General features: G+C 65.5%; 17 protein-coding genes and 4 tRNA genes. 8 read left to right on the plus strand and 13 right to left on the minus strand.

Going from position 1 to position 17,534, the window contains the following annotated elements; all coding sequences use genetic code 11:
- Positions 1-53: 53 nt before the first annotated feature.
- Together ASF25_RS08310 and argB are read left to right on the plus strand one after the other, a co-directional pair.
- On the plus strand, positions 54-623 hold the full coding sequence (locus ASF25_RS08310; RefSeq protein WP_056176230.1) for a hypothetical protein: 570 nt from the start codon (positions 54-56) through the stop codon (positions 621-623).
- A 142-nt stretch (positions 624-765) separates the two neighbouring features.
- Positions 766-1,662 carry an acetylglutamate kinase gene (gene argB / locus ASF25_RS08315; protein ID WP_056176076.1) on the plus strand — a complete coding sequence of 299 codons (897 nt, stop codon included), beginning with the start codon at positions 766-768 and terminating at the stop codon, positions 1,660-1,662.
- A 46-nt stretch (positions 1,663-1,708) separates the two neighbouring features.
- Here argB and ASF25_RS08320 read toward each other — a convergent pair whose 3' ends face one another.
- From ASF25_RS08320 to ASF25_RS08335, 4 genes are read right to left on the minus strand one after another with little or no spacing between them, the layout of a single operon-like run.
- Complete coding sequence (locus ASF25_RS08320) at positions 1,709-3,388, minus strand: SpoIIE family protein phosphatase (RefSeq protein WP_082502585.1); 1,680 nt, start codon at positions 3,386-3,388, stop codon at positions 1,709-1,711.
- Positions 3,389-3,399: 11 nt separating this feature from the next.
- The gene (locus ASF25_RS08325) at positions 3,400-4,284 is read right to left on the minus strand and encodes a diguanylate cyclase (RefSeq protein ID WP_056304326.1); all 885 of its coding nucleotides are present in this window, start codon (positions 4,282-4,284) and stop codon (positions 3,400-3,402) included.
- A complete protein-coding gene (locus ASF25_RS08330; protein WP_056304327.1) occupies positions 4,281-4,667 on the minus strand; it encodes a DUF1987 domain-containing protein in 387 nt (128 codons plus the stop codon). Before ASF25_RS08330 ends, ASF25_RS08325 begins: the two co-directional genes overlap by 4 nt.
- A 14-nt stretch (positions 4,668-4,681) precedes the next feature.
- Positions 4,682-5,233: a SiaB family protein kinase gene (locus ASF25_RS08335; protein ID WP_056176063.1), complete on the minus strand. Its 552-nt coding sequence runs from the start codon at positions 5,231-5,233 to the stop codon at positions 4,682-4,684.
- A 408-nt stretch (positions 5,234-5,641) separates the two neighbouring features.
- Between ASF25_RS08335 and ASF25_RS08340 the strand changes: the two genes are divergently transcribed.
- Together ASF25_RS08340 and ASF25_RS08345 are read left to right on the plus strand one after the other, a co-directional pair.
- On the plus strand, positions 5,642-6,370 hold the full coding sequence (locus ASF25_RS08340) for a pyrimidine 5'-nucleotidase (RefSeq protein WP_056304328.1): 729 nt from the start codon (positions 5,642-5,644) through the stop codon (positions 6,368-6,370).
- A 101-nt stretch (positions 6,371-6,471) separates the two neighbouring features.
- Positions 6,472-6,846: a metallopeptidase family protein gene (locus ASF25_RS08345; RefSeq protein ID WP_244472979.1), complete on the plus strand. Its 375-nt coding sequence runs from the start codon at positions 6,472-6,474 to the stop codon at positions 6,844-6,846.
- A 42-nt stretch (positions 6,847-6,888) separates the two neighbouring features.
- On the opposite strand, the gene ASF25_RS08350 is transcribed toward ASF25_RS08345, so the two are convergent.
- On the minus strand, positions 6,889-8,118 hold the full coding sequence (locus tag ASF25_RS08350) for a hypothetical protein (protein ID WP_056304329.1): 1,230 nt from the start codon (positions 8,116-8,118) through the stop codon (positions 6,889-6,891).
- Positions 8,119-8,243: 125 nt separating this feature from the next.
- Complete coding sequence (locus ASF25_RS08355; RefSeq protein WP_056304569.1) at positions 8,244-8,762, minus strand: DUF2937 family protein; 519 nt, start codon at positions 8,760-8,762, stop codon at positions 8,244-8,246.
- A 223-nt stretch (positions 8,763-8,985) separates the two neighbouring features.
- Here ASF25_RS08355 and ASF25_RS08360 point away from each other — a divergent pair.
- From ASF25_RS08360 to ASF25_RS08375, 4 genes are all read left to right on the plus strand, one after another.
- Positions 8,986-9,062, plus strand: a tRNA-Asp gene (locus ASF25_RS08360).
- Between the two features lie 77 nt (positions 9,063-9,139).
- A tRNA-Asp gene (locus ASF25_RS08365) sits at positions 9,140-9,216 on the plus strand.
- Between the two features lie 177 nt (positions 9,217-9,393).
- The gene (locus ASF25_RS08370; protein ID WP_056267845.1) at positions 9,394-9,609 is read left to right on the plus strand and encodes a hypothetical protein; all 216 of its coding nucleotides are present in this window, start codon (positions 9,394-9,396) and stop codon (positions 9,607-9,609) included.
- A gap of 139 nt (positions 9,610-9,748) precedes the next feature.
- Positions 9,749-10,249, plus strand: coding sequence for a CAP domain-containing protein (locus ASF25_RS08375; RefSeq protein ID WP_056176052.1), 501 nt, complete (start codon positions 9,749-9,751; stop codon positions 10,247-10,249).
- 6 nt (positions 10,250-10,255) lie between these two features.
- Here ASF25_RS08375 and ASF25_RS08380 read toward each other — a convergent pair whose 3' ends face one another.
- From ASF25_RS08380 to ASF25_RS08410, 7 genes are all read right to left on the minus strand, one after another.
- Positions 10,256-10,513: a hypothetical protein gene (locus ASF25_RS08380; RefSeq protein WP_056304330.1), complete on the minus strand. Its 258-nt coding sequence runs from the start codon at positions 10,511-10,513 to the stop codon at positions 10,256-10,258.
- Positions 10,514-10,554: 41 nt separating this feature from the next.
- Positions 10,555-10,630 (minus strand) — tRNA-Val (locus tag ASF25_RS08385).
- A 122-nt stretch (positions 10,631-10,752) separates the two neighbouring features.
- Complete coding sequence (gene lon, locus ASF25_RS08390) at positions 10,753-13,179, minus strand: endopeptidase La (RefSeq protein ID WP_056267839.1); 2,427 nt, start codon at positions 13,177-13,179, stop codon at positions 10,753-10,755.
- A gap of 251 nt (positions 13,180-13,430) precedes the next feature.
- Complete coding sequence (gene clpX, locus ASF25_RS08395) at positions 13,431-14,702, minus strand: ATP-dependent Clp protease ATP-binding subunit ClpX (protein WP_056097220.1); 1,272 nt, start codon at positions 14,700-14,702, stop codon at positions 13,431-13,433.
- 223 nt (positions 14,703-14,925) lie between these two features.
- Positions 14,926-15,552, minus strand: coding sequence for an ATP-dependent Clp protease proteolytic subunit (locus ASF25_RS08400; protein WP_026176059.1), 627 nt, complete (start codon positions 15,550-15,552; stop codon positions 14,926-14,928).
- Between the two features lie 133 nt (positions 15,553-15,685).
- Complete coding sequence (gene tig / locus ASF25_RS08405; RefSeq protein ID WP_056304331.1) at positions 15,686-17,128, minus strand: trigger factor; 1,443 nt, start codon at positions 17,126-17,128, stop codon at positions 15,686-15,688.
- Positions 17,129-17,302: 174 nt separating this feature from the next.
- Positions 17,303-17,387, minus strand: a tRNA-Leu gene (locus tag ASF25_RS08410).
- Positions 17,388-17,534 lie beyond the last annotated feature (147 nt).

The raw sequence follows: 17,534 nt of genomic DNA on the forward strand, positions 1-17,534 counted from the left end.
GTCCCGCGACGCCTTCCCGGACGCGGCCGATGACGTTTCCCCCGAAGGACACCATGGACACGACGCCGCTTCCCGCCTCGGCCTTCAAGGCTCCCGCCATCCTGCTCTCCGGTCCCGTGGACCAGTCGATGTACAAGGATTTCCGCCAGCAGTTCGATGCGGCGTCGGATCAGGATTTCGTCGTGGTCGAACTCTCGACCCTCGGCGGTGATCCGGAAGTGGCTCGGATGATGGGCGAGGACATCCGCTTCGCCAGCGAGGTCGATCCGCACCGGCGGATCGTCTTTCTCGGAAAAGCAGCGATCTACTCGGCCGGCACCACCTTCATGAGCTTCTTCGCCCGCTCCAACCGCTACCTGACGCGCGGCACCCGCCTGATGATCCACGAGCGCAAGATCTCGAAGAAGCTGCACATCGACGGTCCGCTCACCACCTGCATCGCCACGGTGACGGCGGCCCTGCACGAACTCGAATGCTCCATCGAGATCCAGAACGAAGGGTTCGCCAACCTCGTCGCGGGATCGACGGTGAGCCTCGACGAAGTGCTGACCCGCGCCCCCTCGAACTGGTACATCGAGGCCGAAGAGGCCCGCGGCCTCGGCCTGATCGAGGCCGTCATCTGACGGACAGACCGGCGGTTGCGCCCGCTGCCGCGTGGCTGGGCGCAAAAATTGCCCGCTGCCTGCTTCGCAGGGTCACATGCCTGCGGTAGAAGCCCGGCGCCGTGCACGACCGCCCGGCACGCATCGAGGAACGAGCCCCACGATGAAAGACCCGTTGCCGAACGTGCACGTGCGTGCCGAAGTCCTGGTTCAGGCCCTGCCGCATATGCAGCGCTACGACCAGGAGATCGTGGTTATCAAGTATGGCGGCCACGCCATGGGCGACCGTGCCGCGGCGGAGGATTTCGCCGAGGACATCGTGCTCTTGGAGCAGTCCGGCCTCAAGCCCATCGTGGTCCACGGCGGCGGCCCGCAGATCGGCCGGATGCTCGGGCGGCTCGGCATCGAGTCCGAGTTCAAGGGCGGCTTGCGGGTCACCGACGAGGCCACCGTCGAGGTGGTCGAGATGGTCCTGGCCGGCTCCATCAACAAACAGATCGTCGGCTGGATCTCAGCCGAGGGCGGACGGGCCATCGGCCTGTGCGGCAAGGATGGCAATATGGTGCGGGCCAAGAAGGCCACACGCACCATCATCGATCCCGAGAGCCAGACCGAGCAAGAGGTCGATCTCGGCCTCGTCGGCGAACCGGATCACGTCGAGCGCGGCGTCCTCGATGCGGTGCTCAAGGCCGAACTCATCCCGGTCCTCGCCCCTGTAGCCTTCGGCGCCGACGGACAGACCTACAACGTCAACGCCGACACCTTCGCGGGCGCCATCGCGGGGGCGCTGCGGGCCAAGCGCCTGCTGCTGCTCACCGACGTACCGGGCGTTCTCGACAAGGACAAGAAGCTGATCCCCGAACTCACTCTGGAGGATTGCCGCCGGCTCATCGCCGACGGCACCATCACGGGCGGCATGATCCCGAAGGTCGAGACCTGTATCTACGCCCTGGAGCAGGGCGTCGAGGCGGTCGTCATCCTCGATGGCAAGGTCAGCCACGCCGTGCTCTTGGAACTGTTCACCGATTACGGTGCCGGGACCCTGATCCGCCGGAGCTGACACCGTGACCCGGTTCGCCCGGCAGGGCGAACCGGGACGAGGGCGGTCACGCGGGCCGCGATTGCGGGATCGGTCGAAACGCCACCAGAGTCATGTCGTCCCGGCGCGCTTCGCTGCCACGGTAATTGGCAAGAGCCTGCTGCAGGGCCGCAACCTGATCGCCGAGGCCGTCATGCGATCGCGCCATGAGGATGTCGGCGACCCCACGATGACCGAGCAGTCGACGCCGCTCTCCGCCCATCTGGTCGGTGATCCCGTCGGTCATGAGGTAGAACGTCGTCTCCACCGAGGTCTGGACGACGATCTCGTCCACCGCAAAGATTTCCCCTGCCCGCCGAGGATAGCCGAGGCCGTTCTTCGCGCCGCGGATGCGCGTGACGGTCCCATCCGTGACACTCGTGAGGGAGAGGCCGGCCCCGGCGAAGCGCAGGGTCGCGGTTTGCCGATCCCAGATGCAAATCCCGCAATCGAGGCCGTCATCGGAAACCGCGCCCCGACCGTCCTGGCGCAATTGCACCCGGACCATGGAGTCGAGGGCACGCAGCACCTCGACGGGGTCGCGCAGGCGCCGCTCGTGCAGGATGCGGTCGAGGGCCGTGGCGACGATGAGGGTGAGGAAGGCCCCCGGGACGCCGTGACCGGTACAATCCGCCACCACGATGATGCCGAGCCCGTCGATGTTCTCGAGCCAAAAGTAGTCGCCGCCGACGACGTGAAGCGGTTCCCACAGGACCCCGACCTCGAGGCCGGTGCTCACGAGCGCCGCGCGGTCGGGCAAAACCGAACTCTGGATGCGTCGTGCGTAGCCGATACTCTCCATGACGAGGCCGTTGGCCTCGGCGAGCTTGGCATGCGCCGTCTCGAGTTCCTGTAGCAGCCGCTTCGCTTCGTCGCCCGTTCGCAGACCCTCGACCATGCGGTTGAACGCCTGAGAGATCACGTCGATTTCGTTGCTGGCCCTGAAACGGGCACCGGATTCGACGGTGACCCAGTTCTTGTGCTCGACCTCGCGCATGGCGAGGAGCAGGCGCTTGAGGGGTACTAGAACGTGCGCCCGTACATTGGCGTGGAGGGTCAACACGAAGGCGAGCATCAGGATGAGACTGGTCACGAGGGCCAGAATCGCCTGCTTTTCGGCGTTGCCGCGCAACGCCTCGGCCGAGATGGCCAGGGTGAGGTGTCCAACGGGTTTGGTCTCGGATGGGAGGGAGAGATCAGCCTGCTCGACGACCATGTCCCAGGACCGACCACGCGGCATGTCACCCAGCGACATGACCACGGCCCCCGCGGCATTGCGCAGAACCACCGCCCGGAACGCCGGATCCAGGGTGAGGGCCTGGACCTGATGCCGGTAGATCTCGGGCCGGGTACTCCAATCTGGCCGAGCGACGGCACTTGCGGTCAGGGCGGCGAGCAGCTTGGCCCGCTCGGTGTAGAGCCGGATCTGGTCGCTGTAGTTCACCCAGGCGATGCCGATCTGCGTCACCAGGACGACGACGGCGATGACCGGGTAGATCCGCAGGAACAGGGTATGGGCGAGACTGTCGAGGTCGCGCCCTCGGGCAGACCCGCGCAGGGATCCGGGCCTCATGGTCGGGCCGGCGGCGCTTTCGGCCAGCGGCATATCGGTGAACCCGGCAGCTTCGAGGAAGTCGCTGCTACGGCGTGGGCCGGCACCCCGCAGGGAACCGCCGCGCCGAACCGGCGCAGCTTCGGCGCTCGGCATGCCCTCGGGAATCATGGGCCCTCGGGGGTCATGCGGATCGGTCGACCGGGGGCGGAGCCCAATGCATCGGGGGCACTGCGCACACGATCGCGTCCGCTGTCCTTGGCCGTATAGAGGGCGGCGTCCGCGCGCTGCATGGCGGCTTCGAGGGATTCACCGGGTCGGGCCTCGGCGACGCCGATGCTGACGGACAGGATGACGGTCCCGCCCGGCGTCTCGATCGCGGCCGATGCGACCGCGACCCGCAGACGTTCGGCGATCGCCAGGGCCGCGTCGAGGGCGGTGTTCGGAAGCAGAACGGCGAACTCCTCGCCGCCGGTGCGGCCGATGATATCGTGTGGACGCAGGTTCGCCAGGCAGGCCGCCACACAAGCGACGAGAGCCGCATCACCGGCGGCGTGCCCAAAGCTGTCGTTCACGAGCTTGAAGCGGTCGAGATCGAGCATCATGACGGTGATCGGCGTGCCGTCGATCGCATGGCGCTGCCACGCGCGGACGCTCATCTCCATGAAGCGCCGCCGGGCCAGGGCACCCGTCAGGTCGTCGGTGTCGGCGAGGCGGCGCAGTTCGGCTTCGAGGCGCGAGCGGTGTTCGATCTCCCTGGAGAGCGCCTCGTTGAGCGCCTGGAGATCGCGACGCTGCTCGGCGAGGCAGTGATTGGCCTTCTGCAAATCGAGTTGCATCCGGTCGCTCATGCGGACGAGACGTTGCTGCTCGCGGTAGCCGCGGCGGTACGCTTCCGCCAAGGCGTTGACGCCGGCGGCGGCATCGGAAAGCCCAGCCAGCATCGTCTCAGCTTGCCGGATCACGGCTTCCTCGGCATCGTAGAGGCTGAAGGCGTCGCTCGCGGGGCGGGCGGTGGCGGCACGGGGCGCGGCCTTGGGCACCGACGTCATGCGAGCTCCTCGACCATCTCGAAGCGGGCATGGGAGAAATCGGCGGCGAAATCCTCACCGGCTTCCGCGATTGTCTCGTCGCCATCGGCGTAGAACCAGCGGATCGTCACCGGCCGACCCTCGGCGGCGGCATCCTCCAGGGGCATGAACAGATTCATGAGCGCCTTGGCACTCGAGGAATTGAAGTAAGCAAGCCCGACTTCGAACACGATGGGATCGGTGGCGGCCTCGGCGAGATATCCCCGGAGGGCCTGAAGAAGCGGTCCGTAGAACGCCGCGGCGTCCTCGGGATAGGATTCGCCGCGCAAGGCGAGGTGGCCGCGCCCGAAATTGAAATCGATGCGCGGCGACCGCTCGGTCGCGGGAAGGCGGATGGTATCCATCGGTCCGGCGCCGTTCAGATGTAGGCTTTGAGGCAGAAGAAGCTCCGCCCATCGCCGAGTTCCTGGAAATCGTACTCGACGGGCGCGCTCGACCGGCGGGCGATCTCGATGAGGCCGATACTACCGCCGAGGCTTCCCTCGTCGGGCGGCTGACGGAGTTTCTCACGGTAGAACGCCTTCAACTCGTCACCTGTCATCGTGGTCAAGTGATCGAGGCGCGCGCGCAGGGTCGGGACATCGCCGTCCGGGACCTCGTTGCCGCACACCACGTAGAACCGCTCGCCAGCGACCCCGACGACGATCATGCCGGCGCTGATCAGACCGCGGGAACCCGTTGGCTCGGCGACCTTGTCGGCCGAGTAGCGGATGATGTTCTGCGCCTGCTCGACGAAGATACCGAAGACGCGCTTCGTGACACTCGAATGCGTCGCATCCTGGCCCATGCGCAATTTCAGCACTTCCCCGAGGGAAAAAAGAACGTTCTCCGAGAGATCACCGCCGAACGACAGGATCACGCCCTCACGTCGCGACGCGTTGAAGAAGCTCCGAAAATCTTGGGCGAGCAATGCATCCCTCCCAAAGGGTTCGACGTGTCGATTGGGATCGTCGTGAGACGGGCTGAACCCAACATAAGACTGGGGTCGTATATGAATGTTTAAAAACAGCGCCAAGCCTACCCATTTGCGCCGGATCGACAAACGCTAGACAGGGGTTTGGTCTTCGTGTCCATGAGCGAATACAGGAAGGTGGTGACGAAATAAACAGCATCCTTGGCGCGCGAATGCGCAAGTCGAAGACAAACTCGACGTACGAGGCTTCGATAGATTCCAGGGTGAACAATGGCCCTGTCCCATATCAGACCGTAATGCACCATTCGGGCCATTGGCGAACCTTGGCGCTTCCAATTTCGGCGCCATGCCCCATCTTAGCCGTCCCGGCCGGATCATCCGGCCCAACCCTTAAGTCGAAGCGCCTTGTTCCTTCCCGGCGAAAACCATTTCACCTCCGTCCGATCCCGTGGGTTCGATCATGTCGACACCTGGGTGTTCGATCTCGACAATACGCTCTACCCGAGCGACGCACGGGTTTGGCCACAGGTGGACGAGCGGATCACCCTCTACGTGATGCGCCTCTACGGTCTCGATGGGCTCTCGGCGCGTGCCCTGCAGAAGTATTTCTACCATCGCTATGGCACCACCCTGAAAGCGCTGATGATCGAGGCGGCCATCGATCCGCACGATTTTCTCGATTTCGCTCACGACATCGACCATTCGAGCATCAGCCTCGACCCGGCCCTGGGGGCCGCCATCGCCGAGTTGCCCGGCCGCAAGCTCATCCTCACCAATGGATCGCGTCGGCACGCCGAGAGCGTGGCGCGAAAACTCGGAATTCTCGACCATTTCGAAGACGTGTTCGATATCGCCGACGCGGATTTCGTGCCCAAACCCGAACGCTCGACCTATGAGCGTTTTCTCCTCCGCCACGGGGTCGATCCGCGCCGTTCGGTTCTGTTCGAGGACATCGCCCGCAATCTCGTAGTGCCGCATGAGATCGGCATGGCGACGGTGTTGGTCGTGCCCCGAACCCTCGATCCGTTCCGGGAGGCGTTCGAGCAGGAAGCGGTGCAGGAAGCGCATATCGACCACATCACGAGCGATCTCGCGGGCTTCCTCACGCACCGCGTCCTACCGGTGATCCGGTGAGCGGCCTGCAGGACGACCAGAGTCTGGAGGACACGCGGCAGGGGGACACACGGCAAGAGGACACACGGCAAGAGCCTTGGGCCGAACGTCATGCTCCGTCCCTGGACGACATCGAAGCGCTCGCTCATGCGGCGTTCGTAGATCTCCCGGCTGCGTTTCGTGCCCTTTGCCCTGGGATCGTCATCCATGTCGACGACTTTCCCGACGACGACACTCTGATCGAGATGGACTGCGCCAGCGAATTCGATCTGCTCGGCCTGTTCCGGGGCATCGGACTGGCGCAATCGGGCGACTTCACGACCGGCCAGATGCCAAACCAGATCTGGCTCTACCGTCGGCCCTTACTCGATTATTGGGCCGAGCACGAGGAAACCCTCGGGCACCTCGTCACCCATGTCCTCGTCCACGAGATCGGGCACCATTTCGGCCTGTCGGACGACGACATGGCCGGCATCGAGGCACGTTCCGACGGTTGAGCCCGGAGCGGTGGCCTAAGAAACAGGCGCCGCGCCGGAGGCTCAAAGGGTCTCCGGGTGACCGATCTGGCTCGCCTTCGGGCGGCGGGTGCGGAACTGGCCGCGTGCCACGGCGACGAAGGCCAGGATCACGACCGTCAGGGTGGTGAGCCACCACATCACCGTCAGGCCGACACCGATACAGGTGATGGTGAATGCGGCGGCGAAGGCCGCCATGGCGCCGGGGACGAGGACGGGCGTCCCCCGTCCGCTGCGGCGGATCGCGGCCTGAAGCGCGAACGCCGCGGCGACTGCGCCGACGACGCCCAGTTCGTACCACAACTCGAACAGCAGCGTGGTGGGCGCATTGGCCGGGAGGAGATTAACGATCCTGCCCCGCAGCGCCGTCTCGAAACCGTGCCCCGTGACGAGGCGCAACGGCTCCGTGGTGACGATCTTCTGCCAGGTCTTGAGCGACAGGGCGCCGGGCGAAGCCGGGCCGAGCAGGGTCGAGGCGACGGGTCGAGCGAGGAACGGCAGCAGAGGCGCCCCCACCAAGAGGGCTGCCGCACCGAGGCTTGCAACGCGTACGCCGAGGAACGGCCGGAGACTGGTGAGGGCGAAGGCGGCGGCGCCCGCCGCCAAGGCTGCGAGTTGAAGCGCGTTCGGCGAAACCACCAGGGCCACGGCCACGAGGAGCGCGAGGCCTAGAGATTCGAGGTCGCGCCCGCGCGAGCGCAGCCACGCCACGGCCGGCCAGACCAGGAGCGCGAGAAGCGTCAATCCACGGTCCAGAGTTCCATCGATCTCCGTTGGCGTTCCTGGGAGACGATGCCCGAACAGGCCGAGCAGAATCGCCACGAGGGCGGCGGCCGCGGTGCCCACGGGCAGGAGGTAGAGGTTGGCCGAACGCATCCGCTCCGGCAGGGCGAGATAGCCCGCGAAGGTCAGAAGGATCGTCGCGATCAGGTTGAGCAACCGCTCGGCGGCAAGATCGAGGAACGGCGTCCACACCAGGGACAGAGCCGCCCACAGGATGACGAGGAGCCCGGCGAGGAAGGCCGGCATCCGCAGCAGGCGCCCGGCGGCTGGCCTCCACGGCCCGGATTTGCCGTCGATGGCGCTGGCCAGCACCAGCAGCACCACGGCGATGGGCGCCAGAATGACGGCCGCGCGGCGACCCATCTGCGTCGTCACCGGCACGAGGACGAACAGGCCGAAGAACCCGATGCGCCGCAGGAGCGCGGCGGCATCGAGGGCCGGATCGACAGAAGGGTGGGACGCACGCGCCATGATTGCGACTGTCGACCGTGAACCGGCGCCACGAGTTGACCCGCGCGCTACGGCGCCAGTCGTAGTGCACTCGTCCTGGTCGGGCTGTAGATGCCGTGCAACACCTGTGCCCTGGCGGACACGGTTCAGGCCGTGACCGAGACGGACGGTCGATAGATCAGACGCCGCCCGAAGTCGCACAGAACCCGCCATCCCGCCCACGCGGCGAGGAACCCGAGGAGCCCGGCCACCAAGCCATCGGCGGTCGTCGGGATCGCGGGGCGATAGTCCTCGTAGGTCGCCCGCGCGAGATGGAGGTCGGGGTCGCGGATCAGGGCCGCAAGTCGGCCGAGAGAACCACCGGCGGTGTCGAGGGCGGCGCGGCGTGCCGTTAGGGTGGCGAGCCGGTCGAGATCCGCGCGCGCGGCTGCCCCACGTCGAGAAACAAGAGCATCGGAATCGCCGCGCAGCCGCGCAATGGCACTGTCACGGGTATGTCCCGTCGCCTGTGCATCGGCTTCGAACCCGGCGACCACGCGGCGCAACTCCTCGACGGTCCCAGCCAACCGCTGGCCATACTGCTGAGCGAACTCAGGTCCCTGCGCCCCAACGATGCCCGCAAGCACGCCCAGTGCGAGGCCCAAGGTGCGGAGGACACGAAACACGGGCACCTCCCACACGGGTTCGACGCTCGGACAAGCCGCGGGGCAGCTCCGGTGTTCCCTGCCCTCGATCGAGGCGCGACGTCGGCTTCGTCCGGAGGGGGCCACAGAAGCGGTCACGTGTACGCTCGAACGATCTTGCGGGATGCCGCCGCAGGCTGCTTGACAGCCCGGGCGGCCGAACATACACCCCCGACACCGCAGCGGAGACGAGGCGGGACGCCACGCGGGCGTAGCTCAGTTGGTTAGAGTGCCGGCCTGTCACGCCGGAGGTCGCGGGTTCGAGTCCCGTCGCCCGCGCCATTTACAAGCCTACCATTCCGAAAGTCCGATCTCGCGCGACGCGAAACGTGTCTTGTGCGGATCGCTTTCCACGCCACGCGGGCGTAGCTCAGTTGGTTAGAGTGCCGGCCTGTCACGCCGGAGGTCGCGGGTTCGAGTCCCGTCGCCCGCGCCATTTTTATTCCCCGACAATCTGCATTGTGTTGCAAGGACTTCGCGTCCCCAAGGTCCCGCCTGCCCGCGGCGGCGACGTTGCGCCGGCTCGCTTTCGCTTGTGGGAATCCTAAGCTCATCGAACGCAACCGGCCGGAAGATGCTCGTGTCGTCGGTCAAGGCTTGCGGAGGGTGAACGATGCCGGGGTTTTTCTTCCTCTACTTCACAGCCTGCATGACCAACGCGCCGGACACCTGCGAAGCGCGGCGGCTCGCCCTCGACGTCGCCGACGCGCGTGCCTGCCACCACGTGGCACAGCCGCAGCTGGCGCGCTGGGTCGGGACGCATCCGGACTATCGCATCACCGGATGGCGCTGCGGTGCGCCGTTACGCGATCCGGGTACACGGATCTGAGCCGGGGCGTGCCCAGCATGCCACGGTGACGAGCGAACGGATCGGCGTGGCACCGATGCCGCGTTTTCGCCGCATGGGGCCGCAAGGGGCATGGAACCGGGAAAAGCATCGAGCCGATCCCGCCCGAGCCCATGAGCCGATGCCCAAGTTATCCTCACGCGCCTTCGCTTACGTCGTGGCCGCATCCGTCGCGGTCACTTTGGCCGGTTGCAGCGCACCTACCCTCCTCGGTCCCGATACGCCGACCAGCGTCGTGATCCTCGATGAGCAGGCAGCGGCCGCCGCCATCTCACGCTACCGGGCACAGCACGGTCTCGGGCCGGTGGTGATCGACACCAGCCTGATCCGGGCCGCGTCGTATCAGGCGGCTTCCAATGCGAAGGCCGGCCGTCTCAGCCACGAGATCGGCGGCACCTTCGATGCACGCATGGCGGAGGCGGGCTTCGGCCGCGCCTACGCGGCGGAGAATCTCAGTGCAGGCTCGAACACCTTCGACGAGGTGCTGGCGCGCTGGAAGTCTTCGCCGGAGCACAACAAGAACATGCTGATGCCGCAACTGAAGCGCGTCGGCATCGCCCGCGTCGATGCGCCGGGCACTCGCTACAAGCGCTTCTGGGCCCTGGTCCTCGCCGGCGGCTGAGTGCCGTCAGCTCTCGCCGGTGTCGGCCTCGGCCAGGCCGTCCTGCAGGGTTCGAATGATGGTTCGCATCTCGGGGATCATCGCGATCGCCTTCGCGATCCGTTGCGCCTCGTTACGGGTCATCGCGCCGGTTGCCGTGCGCGAAGCCTCATCGTCCGAGAAATAGGTCCACGCGACGGCCACGCCGGCGGCATCCTCGACGCAGAAGCTTTCCGCTTTCTCGACGACGAGCCAAGGGGTGGGAAATCCGCGTGGCTCGGTCATGTCAGGCGATCCGATGTCGTCCCGCGAGACGGGACAGGGCCTGGTGGGCGGTGACGGGCTCGAACCGCCGACCCTCTCCGTGTAAAGGAGACGCTCTACCAACTGAGCTAACCGCCCAGGCGCGCCGTGTCGTACCGAAGCGGCCGTCGGCACGCAACCCGTAGCCTCACGAGGATGGGAAGCCGCACGAAGAAAGAGACCCCGGAGTTTCCTCCGGGGCCTCTTCTCCTATCAGCAGTTCAGTGCGCGATGACCGTGGCGGTCTCGTCCTCACCGATCACCGGGCGGACCGGCGGGGCCGGCTCCTCCCACTCGATGGGTTCGGGTACCCGCACCAGGGCATGCTTGAGAACCTGATCCATCCGCGAGACCGGGATGATCTCCATCCCGTTCTTAACGCTATCGGGCACCTCGGCGATGTCCTTGGCATTCTCCTCGGGGATCAGCACCGTCTTGATGCCTCCGCGAAGAGCCGCGAGCAGCTTCTCTTTCAGACCGCCGATGGGCAACACCCGGCCACGGAGTGTCACCTCTCCGGTCATCGCCACATCCTTCTTCACGGGGATGCCCGTGAGGGTGGAGATGATGGCGGTGGCCATGCCGATGCCGGCGGACGGGCCGTCCTTCGGAGTCGCTCCCTCGGGAACGTGGACGTGGATGTCCCGGCGCTCGAACAGCGGCGGCTCGATGCCGAAATCGACGGCCCGCGAGCGGACGTAACTCGCCGCAGCGGAAATCGACTCCTTCATCACGTCGCGCAGGTTGCCCGTCACGGTCATCTTGCCCTTGCCGGGCATCATGACGCCTTCGATGGTCAGCAACTCACCACCGACCTCGGTCCACGCGAGACCCGTGACCACACCAACCTGATCCTCCTCGTCGATCTCGCCGTAGCGGAACTTCGGAGCACCGAGGAACACCGGCAGGTTCTCCTCGGTAACGGCGACCGCCTTCACCTTCGTGATGAGAATCTCCTTCACCGCCTTGCGGATGAGGTTGGAGATCTCGCGCTCCAGGTTACGGACGCCTGCTTCCCGCGTGTAGCGGCGGATGAGCATCAGCAGCGCGGCGTCGTCGATCTGCCATTCCTTTGCGTCGAGGCCGTGCTTCTTGACCGCGCCCGGGATCAGGTGCTTCCGCGCGATCTCGAGCTTCTCCTCCTCTGTGTAGCCGGCGATGCGGATCACCTCCATGCGGTCCATGAGGGGCGCGGGGATGTTCAGCGTGTTGGCCGTCGTAACGAACATTACGTTCGACAAGTCGTAATCGACCTCGAGGTAGTGGTCATTGAAGGTCGAGTTCTGTTCGGGGTCGAGCACCTCGAGCAGGGCGGCCGAGGGATCTCCCCGGAAATCCATGCCCATCTTGTCGATCTCATCAAGGAGGATGAGCGGGTTCGAGGTCTTGGCCTTGCGCATGGACTGCACGATCTTACCGGGCATGGAACCGATATAGGTCCGGCGGTGACCGCGGATCTCGGCCTCGTCGCGCACGCCGCCGAGCGACATACGAACGAACTCACGGCCCGTCGCCTTGGCGATGGACTTGCCGAGGGACGTCTTGCCGACGCCGGGGGGACCGACGAGGCACAGGATAGGTCCGGTGAGCTTGTTGGCCCGCTGCTGCACGGCCAGATACTCGACGATGCGCTCCTTGACCTTATCGAGGCCAAAATGATCCTCGTCGAGCATCACCTGCGCGCCGAGCAGATCCTTCTTCATCTTCGAGCGCTTGCCCCACGGGATGCCGAGCATCCAGTCGAGGTAGTTGCGCACGACGGTGGCTTCCGCCGACATGGGCGACATCTGACGCAGCTTCTTCAGCTCCGCCACCGCCTTGTCGCGGGCCTCCTTGGTGAATTTGGTCTTCTCGATTTTGTCTTCGAGTTCGGCGAGCTCGTCCTTGCCGTCCTCGGAATCGCCCAACTCCTTCTGGATCGCCTTCATCTGCTCGTTGAGGTAGTACTCGCGCTGAGTCTTCTCCATCTGCCGCTTCACGCGGGTCCGGATGCGCTTTTCCACCTGCAAGACGGAGATCTCGCTCTCCATCAGCGACAGCACCCGCTCCAGGCGCTGCGCGACCGTGGGAATCTCCAGGATCGCCTGCTTGTCGGCAATCTTCACCGCCAGGTGGGAGCCGACTGTGTCGGCGAGCTTCGAGGGCTCGTCGATCTGTGTGACGGCGGAGACGACCTCGGGCGAGATCTTCTTGTTGAGCTTCACGTAGTTCTCGAACTCGGCGATGACCGAGCGGGCGAGCGCCTCCGCCTCGACACTGTCACCGAGCTCATCGGTGAGAGTCTCGGCCTCGGCCTCATAATAAGAGTCCGACTTGTTGAAATGGGTGATCTTAGCGCGACCAGCCCCCTCGACCAGCACCTTCACGGTACCATCGGGCAGCTTCAAGAGTTGGAGCACGCTGGCGAGCGTTCCGATCTTGTAGATCGCATCGGTCGCAGGATCGTCGTCGCTGGCGTTGATCTGGGTCGCGAGAAGAATGTGGCGATCCGTCCGCACGGCTTCCTCAAGGGCGCGGATCGACTTCTCGCGACCGACGAAGAGCGGGACGATCATATGCGGAAACACGACGATGTCGCGAAGCGGCAGGACGGCATAAGAGCCCGTCGAGCCCGGGACCACAGGCTGGCGCGATTTCGGTTGAGTCATGTCGGACTTCCTCATGAGGGACGCCGGGCAGTCGCTCCTCCGGGGAGCAAGCAACCTGCCAGGGGCCGACCGGGCCGCGAAGGGGTCGGAAGTGTTATCGGAGAAGCGGCTGGCGGCGGGACACCGCACCTCGAAAGGCGAGCGTGCGGCCATCGCGCGTCTGAATTCAGATGGAAGCGGGGGCGGATGTTTTCAAGCATCCGCCCCGAGGCCGGCCATCATGACGCGAGCCGGACAGGGTCAGGCAGCGCTCAGGCGCTGACGCTGGCCGGGGCTTCCTTGTTGCGGTCCCCGTGGATGTAGAGAGGACGCGACTTGCCGTCGACGACCTCGGGGCCGATCACCACCTGCTCGACGGATTCGAGACCCGGCAGATCGTACATGGTCTCGAGGAGAATGGTCTCGAGGATCGAGCGCAGGCCACGTGCACCGGTCTTCCGCTCGATGGCCTTGCGGGCAACCATGGACAGGGCCTCGTCCTGGAACGTCAGGTCGACGTTCTCCATCTCGAACAGGCGCTGGTACTGCTTGACCAGAGCGTTCTTAGGCTCCTGAAGAATCCGCTTGAGGGCGGTCTCGTCGAGATCTTCCAAGGTCGCCAGCACGGGCAGGCGGCCGACGAACTCGGGGATGAGGCCGAACTTCAGCAGATCCTCGGGCTCGACGTTGCGGAAGATCTCGCCCGTGCGGCGATCGTCGGGAGCTTGAACCGTGGCGCCGAAGCCAATTGAGGTCCCCTTGCCGCGCGCCGAGATGATCCGCTCGAGGCCTGCGAAGGCGCCACCGCAGATGAACAGGATGTTCGTGGTGTCGACCTGCAGGAACTCCTGCTGCGGATGCTTGCGGCCGCCCTGCGGAGGCACGGAGGCGACGGTGCCTTCCATGATCTTCAGGAGCGCCTGCTGCACGCCCTCGCCGGAGACGTCGCGGGTGATCGACGGGTTGTCGGACTTGCGCGAAATCTTATCGATCTCGTCGATGTAGACGATGCCCCGCTGCGCCCGCTCGACGTTGTAGTCGGAGGCCTGGAGCAATTTGAGAATGATGTTCTCGACGTCCTCGCCGACGTAGCCCGCCTCCGTCAGGGTGGTCGCGTCCGCCATGGTGAACGGCACATCGAGAATGCGGGCGAGCGTCTGCGCGAGCAGCGTCTTGCCCGAGCCCGTCGGCCCGATCAGCATGATGTTGGATTTGGCCAGCTCGACGTCGTTGTGCTTCGAGGCATGGGCGAGGCGCTTGTAGTGGTTGTGGACCGCGACGGAGAGGACCTTCTTCGCGAAGTCCTGACCGATGACATAGTCATCGAGGACGCGGCGGATTTCCTTCGGCGTGGGGACGCCGTCGCGCGATTTCACCAGGGAGGATTTGGATTCCTCACGGATGATGTCCATGCACAGTTCGACACACTCGTCGCAGATGAACACCGTCGGGCCCGCGATCAACTTGCGGACCTCGTGCTGGCTCTTGCCGCAAAACGAGCAGTACAGCGTGCTCTTCGAGTCGTTGCCGCCAGTCTTGCTCATATCGGTCTCCGTTCGCGGGCATGGCGCCGGTCCGGGGCGCACACGCATCCTTCGAATTTAATGGCATCGGCCTAAAGAAACAGTCACCTGCGCGCATCTGCCGGTTTCGGATCAGACTGACGATGCAAGCACGCGGCCGCGGCCGGATCAAGGCAGAGACGACGCCCCGCCTCGAAACGACGCGGCCGGACCCCGGAATGGGGTCCGGCACCTACGGGCGGGATCAGGCGGCAGCCGGTTCCGGACGCTTCTGGATCACCTCGTCGATGAGGCCGAACTCCTTGGCGGCGTCGGCCGTCATGAAATTGTCGCGCTCAAGCGCCTGGACGATGGTGTCGTAGTCCCGTCCCGTGTGCTTCACGTAGATCTCGTTGAGGCGCTTCTTCAGGGCCTCGATCTCGCGGGCATGGATCAGGATGTCGGTGGCCTGACCCTGGAAGCCGCCCGACGGCTGGTGCACCATGATGCGAGCGTTCGGCAGGGCAAAGCGGTGCCCGGGCTCGCCGGCGGTGAGCAGAAGCGAACCCATCGACGCGGCCTGGCCGACGCAGAGGGTCGTCACCGGGCAACGGATGAACTGCATGGTGTCGTAGATCGACAGACCCGAGGTCACCACGCCGCCGGGCGAGTTGATGTAGAAGGAGATCTCCTTCTTCGGGTTCTCGGCTTCGAGGAAGAGCAACTGCGCCACGATGAGCGAGGCGCCGTAATCCTCCACCGGGCCGGTGAGGAAGATGATCCGCTCGCGCAACAGGCGCGAATAGATGTCGAAGGCACGCTCGCCGCGGCTCGACTGCTCGACCACCATGGGCACGAGCGCGGAGTTATAATAGTCGACCGGATCTCTCATCATCACGTGCCCCAGGCTTCGAGGGGTCCGGCCGCGCCGCGAATCGGGCGCGGGCCGGACATTTCAGCGAACTCCGACGACGGTGAACGTCGCCTCTACTCTCGGCCCGCCGCCCACGAAGGGAGCACCGGGCTCAGTCGGCCTTGGCGACGGCAGGCAGGGCCTCGTCGCCGGTCGAAACAGTCTCGTCCTTATCGGACGCGGTCTTGGAGGCCCCGTCGGACGCCTCGGATTCGTCCTCGTCGGCGAACAACGCCTCCTTGGAGACGGGCTCTTCGACGAGCTTCACCTGCGCGAGCACGTGGTCGACGACCTTCTCTTCGAAGATCGGCGCACGCAGCTCCGCGAGCGCCTGGGCATTCTTACGGTAGAAGTCCCAGACCTGCTGCTCCTGACCCGGGAACTGCCGGACCCGGGCGATCAGGGCCTGATTGACCTCGTCGTCGCTGACCTTGATATCGGCGGTCTCACCGACCTGCGCAAGCACCAAGCCGAGACGCACGCGACGCTCGGCGATTTTGCGGTACTCGGCGGTGGCCTTCTCCTCCGTGGTACCCTCGTCCTCGAAGGTCTTCTCGCGGGTCTTCAGGTCCTGCTCGACCTGGGCCCACACGGCGGCGAACTCCTGGTGGACGAGGCTGGGCGGCAGCTCGAACGCATACTTGGTGTCCAGGGCGTCGAGGAGTTCCTTCTTGAGCTTGCGCCGGGACTGCGCCTCGAAGTCGCCGCCGATGGCGGTGGACACGGCCTCCTTCAGCTTATCGAGGGACTCCATGCCGAAGCCCTTGGCGAGTTCGTCGTCGATCTTGGTCTCGCCCGGCGCCTGGACGGCGGTGACGGTGACGTCGAACTCGGCCTCCTTGCCGGCCAATGCCTCGGCACCGTAGCCCTCGGGGAAGGTCGACTTCACCACGCGGTTCTCACCGGGCTTGGCGCCGACGAGCTGCTCTTCGAAGCCGGGGATGAACTGGCCCGACCCGAGTTCGAGGTCGATGCCCTCACCCTTGCCGCCCTCGAACTCGACGCCGTCGATGCGGCCGACGAAATCGATGGTGACGCGGTCGCCGGTCTCGGCGGCGGCACCCTCGTCGCGCGCCGTGAAGCTGCGGTTGGACGACGCCATGCGGGTGATGGCTTCGTCGACCTCGGTGTCGGAGGGCTTGGCCACGAGCTTGGTCAGGCTGACGTCGGAGAGATCGGCGAGCTCGAAGGTCGGGAGCACTTCCAGGGCGACGTTGAACTGCAGGTCGGCCTTGGCGTCGAGGGCGCGCTCGACAACGGACTGCTCGCCGGGGAACTCGACCTTGGGCTCGAGGGCGAGCTTGAGGTTGTTGTCCTGGACGATCTTCTGGTTGGCCTCGTTGACGGCGTTCTGCAGCACGTCGGCCATCACCGAGCGGCCGTAGAGTTTGCGCAGGTGGGCCACCGGCACCTTGCCGGGGCGGAAGCCCTTGATCTGGGCCTTGTCCTTGAGGGTCGACAGCTCGCTGTTCAGGCGCTCCTCGAGCTCATGCGCGGCAAGGGATACCTGAAACTCGCGCTTCAGCCCCTGGGAGAGTGTCTCGGTCACCTGCATGGTCGTCTTTCCGCTGTCGTGCGTATGTTGGCGCAAATTTCGTTCGCTCCCCGCCACCCGTCGGGGCCGGGGAAGGTCGGCGCCAGGATGTCACGCGAAAACCAGAGGCCGAATCGCGACGAACGGCCCGGCCGGCCATTCGCGGTGAGCCAATCCGTTCCGACGGCGATGGACTGGTGCGGGCGGAGGGGCTCGAACCCCCACGTCTTGCGACACTGGTACCTAAAACCAGCGCGTCTACCAGTTCCGCCACGCCCGCAAGCGACGACCTCCGGCGCGTAATCCCACCGCCAGAGCGCGGTCCTATAGCACGGGCGCAACGGGCCGCAGCAAAAAAAGTCGGGGTGTGCGATTTCCGCGTGGAAGGCTCCGTCGGCGGCGATCGGCACACCGGTTGGCGGGTCTT

The sequence above is a fragment of the Methylobacterium sp. Leaf100 genome (assembly GCF_001422845.1).
Lineage (GTDB): Bacteria > Pseudomonadota > Alphaproteobacteria > Rhizobiales > Beijerinckiaceae > Methylobacterium.